This window comes from Albirhodobacter sp. R86504 (assembly GCF_042466415.1).
Lineage (GTDB): Bacteria > Pseudomonadota > Alphaproteobacteria > Rhodobacterales > Rhodobacteraceae > Albirhodobacter.
Genome location: NZ_JAXHCH010000002.1, coordinates 1,511,087 through 1,528,152, shown reverse-complemented (window position 1 = coordinate 1,528,152; position 17,066 = coordinate 1,511,087). Strand labels below are relative to the sequence as shown.

Genomic DNA, 17,066 nt, shown 5'->3' with positions numbered 1-17,066 from the left:
AAATACGGCAGTAGTGAGGCCAAGCCCATGCCTGAGGGGCGCAAACCCTTCCCATTGGCGGTGCGATTGATTAGGTGGGGAAGTATCACATCTTTCTGGCGGCTTATCAGGAGCGCTCATGTCGTTTTTCAACAAGCTGAAATCTCGTTTGACGCGGTCCTCATCCAAGCTTGAAGAGGGGCTTGAGGCGATCGTTGACGAGGCGGTGGAAAACACACCGCAAGATGATATTGCGCAAGACGCCTCCCGTCACGATCAGTCCAATCAAGACGGGCCCAATCAAAACGGGCCCGATCAAGACGAACCAAGTCTGATGGCCGAGGTCGAACTCGCGCCCGAGCCGGATACCGCATCGGGTGGCGGGCCGCAGGCCGCAGCGCTGGAAGCGATGCGTGCACAGTTGCAGGCCGACGGCGAGGCCAGCGATGCGCCTACGGTGGCAGAGACCCCGAAGAAGACGAGCTTCTTAGGGCGTCTGATGGGGCGCGGGGCGGAGGATGCGGCCACATCGCCGTCAACGGCCCGCGATGCACCGCGCCGCGCGTTGGACGATGCGATGGTCGAGCGCCTCGAGGAGTTGCTGATCGCCTCCGATATGGGGGTCGAGACGGCGCTGCGCGTGGCGGCGAATTTGGCTGAGGGGCGGATGGGCAAAAAGCTCTCGGTCCGCGAGATCCAGTCGCTGCTGGCGGATGAGGTTGCGCAGATTATGGAACCCGTTGCCAAGCCGATGCCCATTTTCACCAAGACACCGCAGGTCGTTTTGGTGGTTGGCGTGAATGGATCGGGGAAAACGACGACGATCGGCAAGCTCGCCAGTCAGTTCCGCGCCGCGGGGAAAACTGTGATGGTTGCGGCGGGCGATACCTTCCGCGCGGCCGCGGTCGAGCAGCTTAAAGTGTGGGGCGAGCGCGCCGGCGTGCCGGTCATGACCGCGCCCGAGGGATCAGACCCCGCCTCGCTGGCATTTGACGCGATGACGCGCGCCGAAGCGGAAGGCGTCGATCTGTTGTTGATTGATACCGCCGGCCGCTTGCAAAACCGTAGCGATCTTATGGAAGAACTCGCGAAAATTGTGCGCGTCATCCGCAAGAAGGATGTCACCGCGCCGCATAACACCTTGTTGGTTTTGGATGCAACGACGGGTCAAAACGCGTTGAATCAAGTCGAGATTTTCACCAAGATCGCATCGGTCTCGGGTCTTGTTATGACGAAGCTCGATGGGACAGCGAAGGGCGGCGTGCTCGTCGCGCTGGCCGATCGTTTCGGCCTGCCGATCCATGCGATCGGCGTGGGCGAGCAGATAGACGATCTGCAAGCCTTTGATCCGCAAGATTTCGCCCGCGCCCTTGTCGGGCAAGAGGCCAGTTGATGCGAGCTGACCGCGTCAGGGAGGCGCTGGCGTGAGTGGATATCTCGCCGCGCTGGAGGGAACGGAAGCGGGGCATACGGCCGCGCTTTTCCTCGCCCTCATGGCGGCGGTATTGCATGCGATTTTCGGTGCGTTGCAAAAGGGCAAGCACGATCCATGGCTTTCACGCGCGGCGATTGATGCGTGCTACGGCCTGATCGCAGCCCCGTTCGCGCTGTTTGTTGTGCCGTGGCCCGAGCCGCATATGTGGGCGATCTTCTTTGGCGCGTGGGTCATTCATGTGGGCTACAAGCTCGCGCAGGCAATGACCTATGATCGCGGCGCTTACACGGTGGTCTATCCGGTGGTGCGCGGCACAGGGCCTTTGTTCACCGTAATCGGCGCGGGATTCGTCTTTGGCGAGCATTTTTCCCCTGCGCAATGGTTCGGCGTGGTGGTTTTGCTCGCGGGGATTTACGGGCTTGCGGTTTACAACCTGCGGACCATCACATTGGACCGCGCGAAAATGCCCGCCGCATTGGGGTTTGCCGTGCTCACGGGGTTGTTCGTAGCACTTTACACCACATATGACGCATATGGGATCCGAGCGACCCAAGACCCGTTCACCTTCCTTGCGTGGTTTTTCTTTATCGACGGGGTTTTCATGCCCGTTATCACGCGCAAACGCTGGCTTGCCTTGCCGCGCGCCGATTTCGTGCCTTTGTTCAAGCGTGGCTTGCTTGGGGCATTCGTTGCCTTCTTCTCCTTCGGCTCGATCATGATGGCAACACGTCTGGATAAGGTCGGGGAGGCGGCCGTGCTGCGCGAAACATCGACCGTGTTTGCGGCGCTGATCGGGTGGCTGGTTCTAGGAGAGAAGGTCGGCCCGCGCCGCACGGCCTTAATGGCGTTGATTGCGCTGGGCGCAGTGATTGTTGAATTCGCAGGATAGGCAGAGCAGGATTGACCATGGCTAAGAAACTACCGACCGGCTTGAAACTCGCGCTGGAATACGGGCCATTGGCGGTTTTCCTTTTGGTGTTTACCAAGTTCAAGGAAAGCGGTGTGATGGTAATGGGCGCGGAATACTCCGGCTTCATTCTTGCGACGGCGGTGCTTGTGCCGTTGATGGTGATGGCCACGGGTATTCAGTGGAAAATGACGCGCCACGTGTCACCGATGCAAATTGTGACGCTGGTGCTGGTGGTGGGGCTGGGCGGCCTGACGGTCTGGCTCAATGATCCGCAGTTCATCAAGATGAAACCGACGCTGATCTATCTGTTGTTTGCGGTGGTGTTGGGGATTGGCTATCTGATGGGGCGCAATTGGGTGCAAATGGCGGTGGACGGGGTCTTGCCGCTGACGCCGAAGGGTTGGGATATCCTGACGCGTCGCCTGATCGTTTTCTTCGTGTTCCTCGCCGTTGCCAACGAGGTGGTTTGGCGCAATTTTTCCGAGAGCACATGGGTCTATTTCAAAATTTTCGGCCTGACCGCGCTTTTGTTCGGCTTCTTGATCGCCCAAGCAGGGATGATCTCGCGCAATTCTATTCCCGAGGGGGCAGCGTCTCCCTCCGACGATACGCCGCCAAGCGTGTAATCGCGCACAATTTCATAACATGAGGCGAGGCGCATACCGCACGACAGGGGTGCGCCGGTCTATTTCAGGCAGGATAATTTAGATGAACGTTGAACAGCCGAAATTGGGTCAGCGCGGGACGCTCTTTTTATTGATCGTTTTAGGCGCCTTTCCGCCCCTCACAATGGATCTCTACCTGCCTGCCTTGCCGCAAATGGCGACGACATTCGCCACCAGCCACGCCAAGATCAACCTCACGCTGGGCGCTTACATGGCGGCTTTTGCGGTGGGTATGTTGTTTTGGGGGCCACTCAGCGAACGCACGGGGCGCAAGCCGATCTTGTTTTGCACCATCGGAATTTACACCGTGGCGAGCCTTCTGTGTGCGATGGCGTTCAGCGTGGACAGCCTGATTGCGGCGCGCGTCCTGCAAGGCCTCGCCGGAGGCGGGGTGACGGTCGTCGGGACGTCCATTGTCAAGGATCTATACGACGGGCGCGCGCGCGAAAAAATTATGGCGACGGTGATGTCGCTCGTGATTATCGCGCCGATGGTCGCGCCGGTTTTGGGGGCGTTTCTGCTCAAAGTCGGCTCGTGGCACATGATGTTCGTGGTTCTCGCCTTGTTCGGGGTCATCGCGGGTTGTTTGGTCACGCGATACAGCGAGACGATGATCGACAAATCCACAGCGCCGGTGTGGCGTTCATGGAACCGTCTGGGCGTCGTGTTAAAAAACCCCCGTTTCGCGTCGTTGCTATTTTTGTTCTCGCTGGTGCCAATGTGTCTCTTGGCCTTCATCGGGATCGCGGCCTATGTCTATGTCGATAGGTTCGGCCTGTCCGAGCAAGCCTTCAGCTTCGTTTTTGCCTTCAACGCGCTGTGCGCCATGTCGGGGCCGACGCTGTATCTGCGGCTCTCGCGGATCATTCCGGTGCGGTCGATTATTCTGGGCTGCTTTGTGGTGATCTTTGCGGCGGGTGGGGCGATGTTGATATTCGCGGCCCAGTCGCCTTGGCTCTTTGCCGCCTTCGCCGCAGTTACCACCGTATCCGTCATTATTTTGCGCGTGCCGGGGGCCAACCTGCTTTTGGATCAGCAGGCCAAGGACACCGGGTCGGCCGCGGCTTTGATCCAGTTCAGCGGAACGATGATGGGCGCGACGGCGGTTCAGCTCGTCTCGATCAATTCGGACGATCTCATCCGCAATTATGGCCTGTTGTTGGTTGTGATCGGCGGGATATGCGCGGTGCTGTGGCTTTTGGTGCGCTCACGTCCCTTTGTTGATGATAACCTGAGCAGACCGTGACGGGCGGGGCGGGCGATTGTCCTATTTGAGGGGCTCGGGGTAGAAAACCCGTCCGATCTGGCACGGCGGGGACCCACAGGCGGTCCTTGCAATTGACCCGCAAGCGGGCAGGGGGTAGGGCGGAGAGGACCGTTTCTTGAATGACCGAGGCCGCCCATGAGCACCGATTGGAATACCCGCACGAAACTTGTCCATGAGGGCGTTCGCCGCTCGCAATATGGCGAGATGGCCGAAGCGATTTTCATGACCCAAGGTTTCGTCTACCCATCCGCAGAGGCCGCCGAACAGCGGTTTGTGGCGATCGGCGAGGATGAATTCATCTACGCGCGCTACGGCAACCCCACCACCCGCATGTTCGAGGATCGGATTGCGGCGATTGAGGGCACAGAAGATGCGTTCGCCACAGCCTCCGGCATGGCGGCCGTTAATGGGGCGCTGACGTCCTTGGTCAAAGCGGGCGATCACGTCGTCGCGGCCAAGCAAATGTTCGGGTCATGCCTTTATGTGCTCGAAGTTCTTGCGCGCTTTGGCGTCGAGGTCACCTTGATCGACGGCACCGATCTGGATGCGTGGCGGTCTTCGGTGCGGGAGGGCACAAAATTTGTCTTCTTCGAGAGCGTCTCCAACCCGGGTCTCGAGGTGATCGACATCAAGTCGGTCGCGGAGATTGCCCACGCCAAAGGCGCCATGGTTGTGGTGGATAACGTCTTCTCGACACCCGTTTACACACGCGCTGTGGCGCTGGGGGCGGATGTCGTGATTTACTCGACAACCAAGCATATCGACGGCGGTGGGCGTGCTTTGGGCGGTGTGGTGTGCGGCACTAAAGAGTATATTCGTGGCACGCTGGAGCCCTATCTCAAGCATACCGGGGCAGCGATGAGCCCGTTTACCGCGTGGATCATGCTCAACGGTTTGCAGACGCTTGATCTTCGGGTGCGTGCGCAGACGGAGAATGCGGCAAAGGTCGCGGAGGCTTTGATGGCCTCCGACAAGATTTCCCGCGTGAGCTATCCCGGTCACGCATCGCACCCCCAGCACGCCTTGGTGATGGATCAGATGGGCGCGGGCGGCACGATGGTGACGTTTGAGGTTGCGGGCGGCAAAGAGGCTGCGTTCAAGATGCTCAACGCGATGGAAATTATCAAGATTTCCAACAATCTGGGCGACTCGAAATCCATCGCAACCCACCCTGCCACAACAACGCACCAGCGTTTGCCGCAGGATCAAAAAGACGAGCTGGGGATCACCAGCGGGTTGATCCGCCTGTCTTTGGGCATCGAGGATGCGCGCGATTTGGTGGCCGATATCACCAAGGCGTTGGCGGCAATCTGACGGTCTTATGCCTGAAATCCGAGGGCGACGTCGCGTGATGTGGCGCCCTCGGGTGCGGCCCGCGCGCAGGCGGGTGCGGATCGCTTTACGCGCAGACTTGGGCGCATCTGGCCGTCGAAAAATATGTTGGAGCAACGTGGACTTTTCAACCGCCAACTCCATATGATCGACGACAAGCGCAATGCGTTGGGGGCACAATGAACGTTCACGATAAGGTCGATATGCCAAATTCACATGAGGCCAAGGCTGCGCTGAAGATTTTGCGCGCTTGGGCGGCGACGGCAACGCCGACAGAGGTCGCGCAGCTCGATCCCGCGATTTCGCGGCTTTTGCCCGAGCGGCCCTTGGGGAACTACCCCGATCTGAGGCGTCAGTATGATGCCGCTTTTACGGTAGATGAAGCCTATAAAGCCTCCATGCCAGATCTTCAAAACGGCCCCGCGTCGCTGATCGTTGGGGCGCGCACGCGGATCGAGCATGTCGGGATTTCGAACTTCCGCCTGCCGCTTGGCCTGCGCCGGCGTGGCGGCGGGGATGTTACGGTTGATGCCTCGGTCACTGGCACAGTGAGCCTTGAGGCCGAAGCCAAAGGTATCAACATGTCGCGCATCATGCGCAGCTTCTACGGCCATGCCGAAAGCAGCTTCTCGTTTGAAGTGATGGAAGCGGCGCTGGAGGATTACAAAAAGGATCTGGGCGCATTTGATGCGCGGATTCAGATGCGGTTCTCCTACCCCGAGAAAGTAAAGTCGCTGCGGTCTGGTTTGATGGGCTGGCAATATTACGAAATCTCGCTGGAGCTCGTCGAGGCGGCGGGTGAGCGTTTGCGGATCATCCATCTTGACTATGTCTACTCCTCAACGTGCCCTTGCTCGCTTGAGCTTTCCGAGCATGCCCGGATGACACGCGGTCAGCTTGCAACCCCCCATTCGCAGCGGTCCGTCGCGCGGATTTCGGTGGTGGTGGAAGACGGTGTATGCCTGTGGTTCGAGGATCTGATCGAGATGGCGCGGCTCGCCGTCCCGACGGAGACGCAGGTGATGGTCAAGCGCGAGGACGAGCAGGCCTTTGCCGAACTGAATGCCGCAAACCCGATTTTCGTCGAGGATGCGGTCCGCGCCTTCGCGCAGCCTTTGCTGGCCGATCCGCGCGTGGGCGACTTCCGGATTGTGGCGTCCCATCAAGAAAGCCTGCACAGCCATGATGCGGTTGCGGTCTTGACCGAGGGGCCGCGTTTTGCGAATGCGTCGTTGGAACCGCGCTTGTTCTCGACGCTTATTCATCACGGCTGACGGCTGCTGTTTGATCGCTTGGAGAGTATGACGCAGCGCAGGGCCTCTTGCGCTGCGTAAATATTTGCGCGAACAATAGTGGAACATCCCTTGGCCTTTGGCCTTCGGCCCGTTAGGGTAAAGCAATGAGCGATTTTGACGACGAGAGCGCCTTTGGCGCAGCCCTTTCCTTATCGCAGCGCGCAATGGCGCAAACTGCGATGTCTCCGCGTGGCACAGCGTATCTCGACGGGTTGAATTCCGCGCAGCGGGAAGCCGTTGAGGCGATGGATGGCCCTGTGTTGATGCTGGCGGGCGCGGGGACGGGCAAAACCAAGGCGCTGACGTGCCGGATTGCGCATATCTTGACCACTGGGCGTTCGCGCCCCGATCAGATTCTCGCTGTGACTTTTACAAACAAAGCCGCGCGAGAAATGCGTTTGCGGATCGGGGGCTTGCTGGGCGAGGCCGTGGAGGGAATGCCGTGGCTTGGCACATTCCATTCGGTTTGTGTGAAATTGCTGCGCCGTCACGCCGAATTGGCGGGGTTGAAATCGAACTTTACCATTCTTGACACGGACGATCAGGTGCGGCTGCTCAAGCAGTTGATCGTGGCCGAAGGGATCGACGAGAAGCGCTGGCCCGCGCGGCAGTTGGCGGGGATTATTGATGCGTGGAAAAACCGTGCGCTGACGCCGGATCGGGTGACGGGCGGCGATACATCGGCGTTCAACAACCGCGGATCAGAGCTCTACGCCGCGTATCAAGAGCGCCTGCGGACGCTGAACGCCGTCGATTTTGGCGATTTGCTTCTGCATATGGTCACGATTTTCCAAGCGCACCCCGATGTGCTGGCGCAGTATCAAAATCGGTTCAAATATATCCTCGTCGACGAATACCAAGATACCAACGTGGCGCAGTATTTGTGGCTGCGGTTGTTGGCGCAAGCGCATAAGAATGTGTGCTGCGTTGGCGATGACGATCAGTCGATCTATGGCTGGCGTGGTGCGGAAGTGGGGAATATCCTGCGGTTCGAGAAGGATTTCCCGGGCGCTGTGGTCGTACGTCTGGAACAGAACTACCGCTCCACGGAACATATTCTGGCCGCAGCGACGCGCTTGATTGCGGGCAATGAAGGACGTTTGGGCAAAGAGCTCTGGACGGCTGAGCATGGCGGCGAGATGGTGCGTCTGATCGGCCATTGGGATGGCGAGGAAGAGGCGCGCTGGATCGGGGACGAGGTCGAGGCGCTGGCTGCGGGGGTTCGCCCCGTGGGGCGCATCCCGTTGGATCAGCAAGCTATTTTGGTGCGCGCCTCGCATCAGATGCGCGCGTTCGAGGACAGGTTCCTGACGATTGGCTTACCCTACCGCGTCGTGGGCGGGCCCCGATTCTACGAGCGTTTGGAGATTCGCGATGCGATGGCTTATTTCCGCCTCGCGGTGTCGCCCGACGATGATCTCGCGTTTGAGCGCGTGGTGAATACTCCCAAGCGCGGCCTTGGCGACAAGGCCCAGCAAGCGATCCAGCGCAAAGCCCGCGAACTGGGCATGAACCTGATTGAGGGCGCAAAAGCAGTTCTTGCCGCTGGCGAGATCGGTGGGAAGGGTGCAGGGCAACTTCGCAGTTTTATCGAAGGGCTGGGGCGCTGGCACGGCGCGGTTCTTGCGGGAGAGGATCACGTCCGGTTGGCGGAGGTGATTTTGGAAGAAAGCGGCTACACTGCGATGTGGCAGGCCGACAAAACCCCCGAAGCGCCGGGCCGTCTGGAAAACCTCAAAGAGCTTGTGAAGGCGCTCGAAAACTTTGAGAATTTGCAGGGCTTCTTGGAACACGTCTCGTTGATTATGGACAATGAGGGCGACGAGTTAGAGCCCAAGGTTCTGATCATGACACTTCACGCGGCGAAAGGTTTGGAATTCCCTGCGGTGTTCTTGCCGGGCTGGGAGGATGGATTGTTCCCCTCGCAGCGCTCAATGGATGAGAGCGGCAAGAAGGGTTTGGAGGAGGAGCGGCGGCTTGGATATGTCGGGATCACCCGCGCCGAGAAGCTTTGCACGATCTCTTTTGCCGGTAACCGCCGCGTTTACGGGCAGTGGCAAAGTCAGCTGCCCTCACGGTTTATCGATGAATTGCCCGAACAGCATGTCGACGTGATGACCCCGCCCGGGCTCTACGGCGGGAATTTCGGTGCGGCGGGTGCCTTCGGTGGCCATGGCAATTTTGGATCGGGCGGCGAGAGCCAGATCGAATCGCGCGCCGCGAAAGCTGATGTCTACAATTCTCCGGGTTGGAAGCGTTTGCAGACGCGAACCACGTCGACCCCGCGCAACCAGCCAAAGGCGAAAGTGATCGATCTGGAGGCCGTGTCGAAGTTCACGGTTGGGGATCGGGTTTTCCATCAGAAATTTGGCTATGGGCTGATCGAGGCGATCGAGGCTGATAAGCTTGCGGTGATGTTTGAACATGCTGGTGCAAAGCATGTCGTCGCGAGTTTCGTGAAAGTGGCGGGTGAGGAAGACGATCTGCCATTTTAAGGCAGGGCGTAGCTTGGGGCGGGGTCTTTAAGCGGGCAGGGGCGAGATGGCCACCCCGCGAAAACGCCCCCCCACTATTTTTGTGGGCTGCGCGCGATCACCGCGCAGCCCGTTGGTTTTAGGCGATTTTTCAGACCGTGCCGGCTTTGATCAGCTTTTGCGCGAGCAGCGCGTAGGCATCGGCCATCGCTCCATCGCCCGCGGCGACAGGCGTGCCGCTGTCGCCCCCCAAGCGCACCGAGAGATCCAAAGGCAGCTCGCCCAAGAACGGCAGGCCCAGTTTTTGCGCCTCCGCACCCACGCCACCATGCCCAAACAGATGCGCCTCATGTCCGCAGTTAGGGCAGACGTAGCTCGACATATTTTCGATCAACCCCAAGACGGGCGTGTTGAGGCGTTTGAACATATCCAAAGCCTTGCGCGCATCCAGCAGCGCGACGTCTTGCGGCGTCGACACGACAATAGCCCCGTCCAGCTTGGTTTTTTGACACAAGGTGAGCTGCACGTCGCCCGTTCCTGGCGGCAAATCGATGATCAGAACGTCAAGCGGCCCGTATTCATCCCATTTCACTTGCCCCAACATCTGCTGCATGGCGCCCATCAACATTGGCCCGCGCCAGATCACGGCTTCGTCTTCTTTGAGCATCAGCCCGATCGACATCATCGTCACGCCGTGAGCCATCAGGGGAAGAATTGTTTTCCCATCGGGCGAGGCGGGGCGGCGGTTAACGCCCATCATCCGCGGCTGGGACGGGCCGTAGATATCGGCATCCAGCAAACCCACACGCTTGCCCGCGCGTGCCAAAGCAACCGCGAGATTGGACGAAACCGTCGATTTGCCAACACCGCCTTTGCCTGATCCGACGACGATGATCTTATCGACGCCCGCAACCCCTAAAGGGCCGGCCTGTGGCTTGGGATGCCCGCCGATTTGCGGCCCTTGCATGGACAGTGTGTTGATCGTGACGGATGTCACCCCGGGAATTGCTGTGACGGCCGCCATGGCTTGAGGCTTCAACCCCTCCAGCACACTGACCTCGGCCGCATTGGCCCCCTCAAGGACAAATCGCACCGATCCCGCATCGATTCCTATCGCGCGCACCTTATCTGCGCTCACGAGATCGCTACCTGAAGGGATTCGAACCGCTTTGAGGGCCTCTAAAACGGCATCTTTTGTCACACTCATGTCATCTCCGCAGGTTGGTTGTGGGGGACTGTGCCGCTTTTGGCGCGCAGCGCAAGCCCGTAAAGCCCAATAATTGTTGCACAAACGCGTCGCATCGGGGGCCGGTGCGTGGGGCAGGGAATAGGTCAGTGCTTGTTATGCGCTTTCTGCATGGCAGCATTGAGGGAAAAGTGGATTGTGCAGTTGCAGCGAGGACGGCATGTTAGGGACAACAGCGAAGACAAAGACACTTCGCAAAACAGATAAAGCTAGGCACCGAAATGGCACTCGTTCAAAACACTCAGCTCGTTGACGCAGGCATCATTGCTCGCATTTCCGCAGCAATGGCAACGCTCTCGGACGCATTCCAGCGCCGCCGCGTTTACCGTCAAACTCTTCGTGAGTTGAACGCATTGACCTCGCGCGAACTCGCAGACCTCGGTATGCACCGCTCGATGATCACCCGCGTCGCTATGGATGCGGCATACGGCAAATAAGAATTCCTAAGGGCTCTCCTCCTCCTCCCTGAGCCCTTCGGATTAGCGGCACTCTCCTCCTCCTCCCTGAGGGTGCCGCACATATACCGGCCTCAATCGCCGGACACGAAAGCGAAGACCTCCTCCTCCTCCCTGAGGTCTCGTGTTGAAGGCGGCGCCCTCCTCCTCCTCCCTGAGGGTGCCGCACATATACCGGCCTCAATCGCCGGACACGAAAGCGAAGACCTCCTCCTCCTCCCTGAGGTCTCGTGTTGAAGGCGGCGCCCTCCTCCTCCTCCCTGAGGGCGCCGCACTTCCCCTTCCTGCTGCGATTAGATCGCCGGGCTGGGACGTGTTCAAAGATTGAAGCCAAACCGAGACGCGAAAGGCCCTCTCCTCCTCCCTGGGCCGATCGTTTAGCGCCACCCTCCTCCTCCTCCCTGAGGGTGGCGCACCATATACCGAAGGCCTCCTCCTCCTCCCTGAGGCCAACGGCTAAAAAACGGCGGCACCCCTCCTCCTCCCTGGGTGCCGCCGTTTTGCTATTCAAAGCCTTAAATCTGGATAATCGACGACCTCCCTACATGTGGATCGCAGTGCGGTCTTTGGGGGAAAGGCGCGATGTGCCATATTGGCGGGGTAGGGGGTGCCCTTGAGACTTGCTTTTTTATGATCCCTGCCGCATGGGGGCGGGGTGATCAATTCCAGAACCGGAGGCTGAAATGCTGTCCTACCAACATATCTACCACGCCGGAAATCTGGCCGATCTCCATAAGCACGGGCTTATTGCGCATATGCTCGAGTATATGACCCGTAAAGATAAGCCGATGTCGTATCTTGAAACGCATGCGGGGCGCGGGCTTTACCAGCTCGACGCGTTGGAGGCGATCAAGACGGGCGAGGCCGCGCAGGGGATGTCGAAGCTCGCGAAGTTTTACCCACCCGAGCATCCCTATACCAAGGTCGTTGCCAAGACTCGCGCTGAACATGGCGCGAGTGCCTATCCTGGGTCGCCGCTGATCGCTGCGAATATCTTGCGCATGACTGACACGATCCATTTGTGTGACCTGCACCCGCAAGAATTTGCGGCTCTGCGCGAGTCGATGCGCCCGTTCGGCGGGATCTTCCATCAGAAGGATGGGTTGGAGATGGCGCTTGCGCTCACGCCGCCCACGCCGCGCCGCGGGATGATGGTCATTGATCCGTCTTACGAGATGAAATCCGATTACGCGGTGATTCCGCGCGTGTTGTTCCAGATTTGGCGCAAGTGGAACGTCGGCACGGTGGCGGTGTGGTATCCGGTTTTGGCAAATGGTGCCGAGCGGGAGATGGTCAAGGTTCTCAAGGATTGCTTCCCGATCGGTTTGAGTTCCGAAGTTCGCTTCCCGCCCGCGCGCGAAGGGCACGGAATGATCGGTTCGGGCATGTTCATTCTCAACGCGCCCTATGGCACCGACGAGGAAGCGCGCCGCATTGAGGGGCATTTCCGCAAGCTTTAACGGGTAGGGCTGCGGTCGATACCCCACGGTTCGCACGGTTTAGCGCGCTCTCATCGCAAGATGGGAGCGTGTTTTTGTTTGCACCGGCAGTGTCCGGGAAATCACGGGACTGCGGGCGACGGGCCTGCTGCGCATGGGAATTTATGGGAGAGGCTGGGGCGCGAGCCGATTTACGCCGAATCACCGCCGCGTGAAGCGGCGTGAATCGCGCGTGAATGCCGGGATTCGGCTCAGTTTCCGGAGGGGCGGGCGCTTGGCTCGCTCTAATTGCGCAGAAAAATTGGGAATTTATGGCCCCGCTGTGCAATTGGGGTTTGGCCTATCCGTTGGTCTATATCTGGTGTGTTTCTTGAAAAGTTCTTGCTAGACCTGCTACTTCGCGCCATTTCGTGATCAGTTTACCGTCGATTTTGTCGGCTTTGAGAGGGCAATGTGACGCTTTGGTGGCGAAAATTTCCATTGCTTCCCATGAAATCCCATGGCATCCCTAACTCATCGAGAAGACGGGCTCACGAGGCGGCAAGACCTCGAAGGCGAAAATAGCAGGTATCATACAGGCACCCGCTTCACGACAAAGAGATCCGGCGCGCGAGCGAGCAGACATCCCCCCAGGTGGCGCGCGTAGTCGGACATAGCCCAGCATTGGGCCCCAGAGATGGGACAGAGAGCGGCGGATCGAGCAGTGGCAGCAGCTCGATCCGCCCTTTTCCATTCCAGGGCATGGGCTTTGGAACGAGTAGAGTGAACTGAAGGAAGCCAACGTGGCACGCAGGTTCAGAGGATCGGAGACCTTTAAGGTGGACGCGAAAGGTCGCGTTTCCATCCCGGCTTCGTTCCGCCGCGTGATCGAGGCTTGCGACCCTCACTACCAGTCAGGCTCCCGCCCCAATATCGTGATCGTTTACGGTGGCGCCGATCGGAACTTCCTTGAGGTCTACACAATGGAAGCGATCGAAGAAATCGACACACAGATCGACTTGATGCAACGCGGTTCGGTTGAGCGCGCGGAGATCGAAGAACTGATGTATGGCCAGTCTCATGAGGCCAATATTGACGATGACGGCCGTCTTGTTTTGCCGCAAAAGCTACGTGAAAAAATTGGTCTCGATAAGGAAGCCTTCTTTGTTTCCTCGGGGACCTCGTTCAAAATTTGGGACCCGGCCGTTTACGAGGCCGAGCAGGCCGAAGTGGCGGCGGCGCGCGCCACCGTTCGGCCCAAGGGCTACGATCCGCTGGTGAACCTTCCCAATCCCGCAACCAACGCCTCGGGGGCCTGATGTCTGACGAAAACCGCCCTCATATTCCGGTTTTGCTACGGCCGCTCCTCGGGGCGGTTTCGCCTATTTCCGGCCTTTGGTGTGACGGCACATTCGGGGCAGGGGGCTACACGCGCGGCTTGCTTGACGCAGGCGCTGCGCGGGTGATCGGCGTCGACCGCGACCCTAGCGTGTTCGAGATGGCGAAAGCGTGGCGCGATGCGTACGGGGATCGCCTGATCGCGGTCGAGGGCACGTTTTCGGAAATGGATACCTATGCCCGCGAGATCGCGCCCGAGGGGCTTGATGGGGTGGTGCTGGATCTTGGCGTCTCCTCGATGCAGCTTGATCAGTCCGAGCGCGGCTTTTCGTTCATGCGCGAAGGGCCTCTCGATATGCGGATGGGGAACACGGGCCCGACCGCGGCCGATTTGCTGAATACGGCCGATGAGGGTGAGATCGCGGATATCTTGTATCACTACGGCGAGGAGCGCGCGTCGCGCCGGATTGCGCGGGCGATTGTGGCCGCGCGCCCGTTGGAAACAACCAAGCAGCTTGTTGCGGTGATCGAGAAATGTCTGCCGCGACCAAAGCCGAACCAGTCGCACCCCGCGACGCGCTCGTTCCAGGCGATCCGCATTTGGGTGAATGATGAATTCGGGCAATTGATCGAGGGGCTCGAAGCCGCAGAGCGCGCTTTGAAACCCGGCGGTCAGCTGGCGGTTGTCACCTTCCACTCTTTGGAAGATCGCGTTGTAAAACGCTTCTTCCTTGCGCGCTCGGGGCGCGCTGCAGGGGGGTCGCGTTACGCGCCCCAGCAAGACGCCGTGGAGCCCGCATTCGAGTTGCGGACGCGGAAATCCGTCGGCCCCGACGAACAGGAACTGCAAGATAATCCGCGTGCGCGTTCGGCAAAGCTGCGCGTCGCGATCCGCACAGAATTCAACCCCGCCCCGACCCCGCGTGAGGGTCTGGGCCTGCCTGCTCCCGTTTTAAAAGGAGATCGTTGATGCGTAATTTCGTGTACCTGCTGACCGCTTTCGCCGTGATGGGCTTGGCGTTTTGGGCGTATCGCGAAAACTACCGGACGCAAGACGAACTCTCGAAGATGTCGCGCCTGCAATCGGAAATTGCCGGCCTGCGCGATGGCCTGTCGGTGATGAAGGCGGAATGGGCTTATTTGAATCGGCCCGATCGCCTGCGCGAATTGGCGAACCTGAATTTTGAAAGCCTGAGCTTGTTGCCCATGGCGCCAGAGCAATTTGGCGCGGTCAATCAGATCGCCTTCCCTGTGCCCGATGCCGAGGCTGCATTGGAGGGCGAAATGCCTATCCTCGATCCGATTGATCTCGCCGCTGACACCGGTTCCGTTGAGGAGGCCGCCCAATGATCCGCACCCCGCTACGCCCCTTGGCCCGTATCCTGAACGCCCGCGAGAAGGGCGAGAGCCTTGAAGCGATCGAGCGCGAGAACATCCGGCTGCGGGGCGAGGTCGTGCGCGATAAGGTGCGGGCGCGTGCGCAGGGGCGTTTGCTGATCCTTGGCGTGATCTTCTTGGGGTCGTTTGTGACGGTCGGCGCGCGGATGGGCACCTTGGCCGCCTCCGCGCCGCAAGAGCCGCAAATCGCGACCGCGGGGCAGGCGATTGTCGCTGGCCGTGCAGATATCACGGATCGCAAGGGCCGTATCCTTGCGACCAATTTGCTGACGCATTCCCTTTACGCGCAGCCGCGTCTGATGGTTGATCCCGAACGCGTCGCGCTGGAACTGGTCAAGATTTTCCCGGATCTGGATGCCGAGCGCCTCAAAAAAGATTTTACCGGCGCACGCAAGTTCTTGTGGATCAAAAAGAAACTCGCGCCCGAGCAAATGCAAGCGGTGCATGATATTGGTGATCCGGGCCTGTTGTTTGGTCCGCGCGAGATGCGGCTTTATCCAAATGGCCCGATTGCGTCCCATATTCTGGGCGGCGCGCGTTTTGGGAATGAGGGCGTGTCATCGGCCGAAGTGCTGGGGGTTGCGGGCGTCGAGAAAGCCTTTGATGGCTGGCTTCGTGATCCGGCCAATGGTGGCGCGCCTTTGCAGCTTTCGATCGACCTGACGGTTCAATCGATCTTGGAAGAAGTCCTCGACGGCGGCATGAAGCTGATGAATGCCAAAGGCGCGACGGCGGTGATGATGGAGGTCGACACCGGCGAGATCGTTGCCATGGCGTCGTTGCCTGACTTCGACCCGAATGATCGCCCCACCCCGCTTTTGAAGGGCGATCCGTCCGATAGCCCGCTGTTCAACCGCGCGGTGCAGGGCCTTTACGAGCTCGGTTCCTGTTTCAAGATCTTTGCCGTCGCTCAGGCGTTGCAGCTTGGCCTCGTCAACCCGTCGACGATGGTCGCTTCAAAGTCGCCGATGCAATACGGCCGCTTCAAGATCCGCGATTTCCACGATTACGGTGATCAGCTTTCGGTGACTGACATCATCGTTAAATCGTCAAACATCGGCACGGCGCGCATCGCGCAGATGATCGGGCCGGAGCGCCAAAAAGAATTCCTTGGATCGCTTGGCTTCTTGGAGCCAACGACCGTCGAGATGATCGAAGCCCCGACGGGCCGCCCGCTTTTGCCGCAAAAATGGTCTGAGATCTCGTCAATGACGATTTCATATGGTCATGGCCTGTCCGCCTCGCCGCTCCATTTGGCGAGCGCCTATGCGACCCTCGCCAATGGCGGGCGCAAAGTGTCCCCGACACTGGTGCATTCCGAGGATCCCGAGGTGCTCGCCGCGCGGGTTGGCGAGCAAGTGGTCTCGCCTCTGGCGGCGCGCGAAAGCCTCGATATGATGCGCGCCGTTGTGACGCGCGGAACGGCGTCTTTCGGTGACGTTCCGGGGTATGAGGTCGCGGGCAAGACAGGATCGGCGGATAAGCCAAAGCCGACAGGTGGCTATTACAAAGACAAGGTCATCGGCACATTTGCGGGCATGTTCCCCGTGTCTGATCCCAAATATGTTCTGGTTTTGACGCTTGACGAAGCGGTGGAGACGTCTGGCTCGATCCCGCGCCGCACCGCAGGGTGGACCGCGGTTCCCGTGGCCGCAGAAGTGATCCGTCGTACGGCGCCAGTGCTTGGCTTGCGCCCGATTGAAAGTCTTGAAGGCGTCACTTTGGTCAATAATTAAACGCGCATCGGGTGTTGACGAGGCCCGCATATAAACGCGCGCCCATACCCGCCCGCAAGGTCGTCGGCGCAGGCCTGCGGGATGCGCGGAAGGGTGACCACAAGGCGGATTACGGCCG

The 17,066-nt window shown here is 59.6% G+C and carries 14 protein-coding genes; 13 read left to right on the top strand and 1 reads right to left on the bottom strand.

The window, feature by feature from the left end:
• Window positions 1-118 precede the first annotated feature (118 nt).
• From ftsY to SJY32_RS09295, 7 genes are all read left to right on the top strand, one after another.
• Window positions 119-1,372, top strand: a complete 1,254-nt coding sequence (gene ftsY / locus SJY32_RS09325) for a signal recognition particle-docking protein FtsY (protein WP_376874158.1) — start codon at window positions 119-121, stop codon at window positions 1,370-1,372.
• A gap of 31 nt (window positions 1,373-1,403) precedes the next feature.
• Window positions 1,404-2,303, top strand: a complete 900-nt coding sequence (locus tag SJY32_RS09320) for a DMT family transporter (RefSeq protein ID WP_376874156.1) — start codon at window positions 1,404-1,406, stop codon at window positions 2,301-2,303.
• A 17-nt stretch (window positions 2,304-2,320) separates the two neighbouring features.
• Window positions 2,321-2,950 (top strand): inner membrane-spanning protein YciB, encoded by a 630-nt coding sequence (locus tag SJY32_RS09315; RefSeq protein WP_376874154.1) that lies wholly within the window; start codon window positions 2,321-2,323, stop codon window positions 2,948-2,950.
• Window positions 2,951-3,032: 82 nt separating this feature from the next.
• Complete coding sequence (locus tag SJY32_RS09310) at window positions 3,033-4,235, top strand: multidrug effflux MFS transporter (protein ID WP_376874152.1); 1,203 nt, start codon at window positions 3,033-3,035, stop codon at window positions 4,233-4,235.
• A gap of 156 nt (window positions 4,236-4,391) precedes the next feature.
• Window positions 4,392-5,570 (top strand): aminotransferase class I/II-fold pyridoxal phosphate-dependent enzyme, encoded by a 1,179-nt coding sequence (locus tag SJY32_RS09305; RefSeq protein WP_376874150.1) that lies wholly within the window; start codon window positions 4,392-4,394, stop codon window positions 5,568-5,570.
• Window positions 5,571-5,767: 197 nt separating this feature from the next.
• A complete protein-coding gene (folE2, locus tag SJY32_RS09300; protein ID WP_376874148.1) occupies window positions 5,768-6,862 on the top strand; it encodes a GTP cyclohydrolase FolE2 in 1,095 nt (364 codons plus the stop codon).
• Window positions 6,863-6,987: 125 nt separating this feature from the next.
• Entirely contained in the window at window positions 6,988-9,378 is a 2,391-nt protein-coding gene (locus tag SJY32_RS09295; RefSeq protein ID WP_376874146.1) for an ATP-dependent helicase, read from the top strand.
• A gap of 130 nt (window positions 9,379-9,508) precedes the next feature.
• Here SJY32_RS09295 and SJY32_RS09290 read toward each other — a convergent pair whose 3' ends face one another.
• Complete coding sequence (locus SJY32_RS09290; RefSeq protein WP_376874144.1) at window positions 9,509-10,564, bottom strand: Mrp/NBP35 family ATP-binding protein; 1,056 nt, start codon at window positions 10,562-10,564, stop codon at window positions 9,509-9,511.
• 260 nt (window positions 10,565-10,824) lie between these two features.
• Here SJY32_RS09290 and SJY32_RS09285 point away from each other — a divergent pair, with 260 nt between their 5' ends.
• The 6 genes from SJY32_RS09285 (at window position 10,825) to SJY32_RS09260 (ending at window position 16,948) form a co-directional block, all read left to right on the top strand.
• Entirely contained in the window at window positions 10,825-11,040 is a 216-nt protein-coding gene (locus SJY32_RS09285; RefSeq protein WP_376874142.1) for a DUF1127 domain-containing protein, read from the top strand.
• Between the two features lie 701 nt (window positions 11,041-11,741).
• The gene (gene rlmJ / locus SJY32_RS09280) at window positions 11,742-12,518 is read left to right on the top strand and encodes a 23S rRNA (adenine(2030)-N(6))-methyltransferase RlmJ (protein ID WP_376874140.1); all 777 of its coding nucleotides are present in this window, start codon (window positions 11,742-11,744) and stop codon (window positions 12,516-12,518) included.
• A gap of 761 nt (window positions 12,519-13,279) precedes the next feature.
• Window positions 13,280-13,795, top strand: a complete 516-nt coding sequence (gene mraZ, locus SJY32_RS09275) for a division/cell wall cluster transcriptional repressor MraZ (RefSeq protein ID WP_376874138.1) — start codon at window positions 13,280-13,282, stop codon at window positions 13,793-13,795.
• Window positions 13,795-14,784 (top strand): 16S rRNA (cytosine(1402)-N(4))-methyltransferase RsmH, encoded by a 990-nt coding sequence (gene rsmH, locus SJY32_RS09270; protein ID WP_376874136.1) that lies wholly within the window; start codon window positions 13,795-13,797, stop codon window positions 14,782-14,784. The genes mraZ and rsmH overlap by 1 nt, the downstream gene beginning before the upstream one ends.
• The gene (locus SJY32_RS09265) at window positions 14,784-15,164 is read left to right on the top strand and encodes a cell division protein FtsL (protein WP_376874134.1); all 381 of its coding nucleotides are present in this window, start codon (window positions 14,784-14,786) and stop codon (window positions 15,162-15,164) included. The genes rsmH and SJY32_RS09265 overlap by 1 nt, the downstream gene beginning before the upstream one ends.
• Window positions 15,161-16,948, top strand: coding sequence for a peptidoglycan D,D-transpeptidase FtsI family protein (locus tag SJY32_RS09260; protein ID WP_376874132.1), 1,788 nt, complete (start codon window positions 15,161-15,163; stop codon window positions 16,946-16,948). Before SJY32_RS09265 ends, SJY32_RS09260 begins: the two co-directional genes overlap by 4 nt.
• The last annotated feature ends 118 nt before the right edge of the window (window positions 16,949-17,066 follow it).

Excerpts from the sequence above, each read along its gene's own strand:
- rsmH (WP_376874136.1), top strand. The coding sequence starts at position 13,795 with ATGTCTGACGAAAACCGCCCTCATATTCCGGTTTTGCTACGGCCGCTC.
- rlmJ (WP_376874140.1), top strand. The coding sequence starts at position 11,742 with ATGCTGTCCTACCAACATATCTACCACGCCGGAAATCTGGCCGATCTC.
- SJY32_RS09310 (WP_376874152.1), top strand. The coding sequence starts at position 3,033 with ATGAACGTTGAACAGCCGAAATTGGGTCAGCGCGGGACGCTCTTTTTA.
- SJY32_RS09305 (WP_376874150.1), top strand. The coding sequence starts at position 4,392 with ATGAGCACCGATTGGAATACCCGCACGAAACTTGTCCATGAGGGCGTT.
- SJY32_RS09290 (WP_376874144.1), bottom strand. The coding sequence starts at position 10,564 with ATGAGTGTGACAAAAGATGCCGTTTTAGAGGCCCTCAAAGCGGTTCGA.
- SJY32_RS09265 (WP_376874134.1), top strand. The coding sequence starts at position 14,784 with ATGCGTAATTTCGTGTACCTGCTGACCGCTTTCGCCGTGATGGGCTTG.
- SJY32_RS09295 (WP_376874146.1), top strand. The coding sequence starts at position 6,988 with ATGAGCGATTTTGACGACGAGAGCGCCTTTGGCGCAGCCCTTTCCTTA.
- SJY32_RS09285 (WP_376874142.1), top strand. The coding sequence starts at position 10,825 with ATGGCACTCGTTCAAAACACTCAGCTCGTTGACGCAGGCATCATTGCT.
- SJY32_RS09260 (WP_376874132.1), top strand. The coding sequence starts at position 15,161 with ATGATCCGCACCCCGCTACGCCCCTTGGCCCGTATCCTGAACGCCCGC.
- ftsY (WP_376874158.1), top strand. The coding sequence starts at position 119 with ATGTCGTTTTTCAACAAGCTGAAATCTCGTTTGACGCGGTCCTCATCC.
- folE2 (WP_376874148.1), top strand. The coding sequence starts at position 5,768 with ATGAACGTTCACGATAAGGTCGATATGCCAAATTCACATGAGGCCAAG.
- SJY32_RS09315 (WP_376874154.1), top strand. The coding sequence starts at position 2,321 with ATGGCTAAGAAACTACCGACCGGCTTGAAACTCGCGCTGGAATACGGG.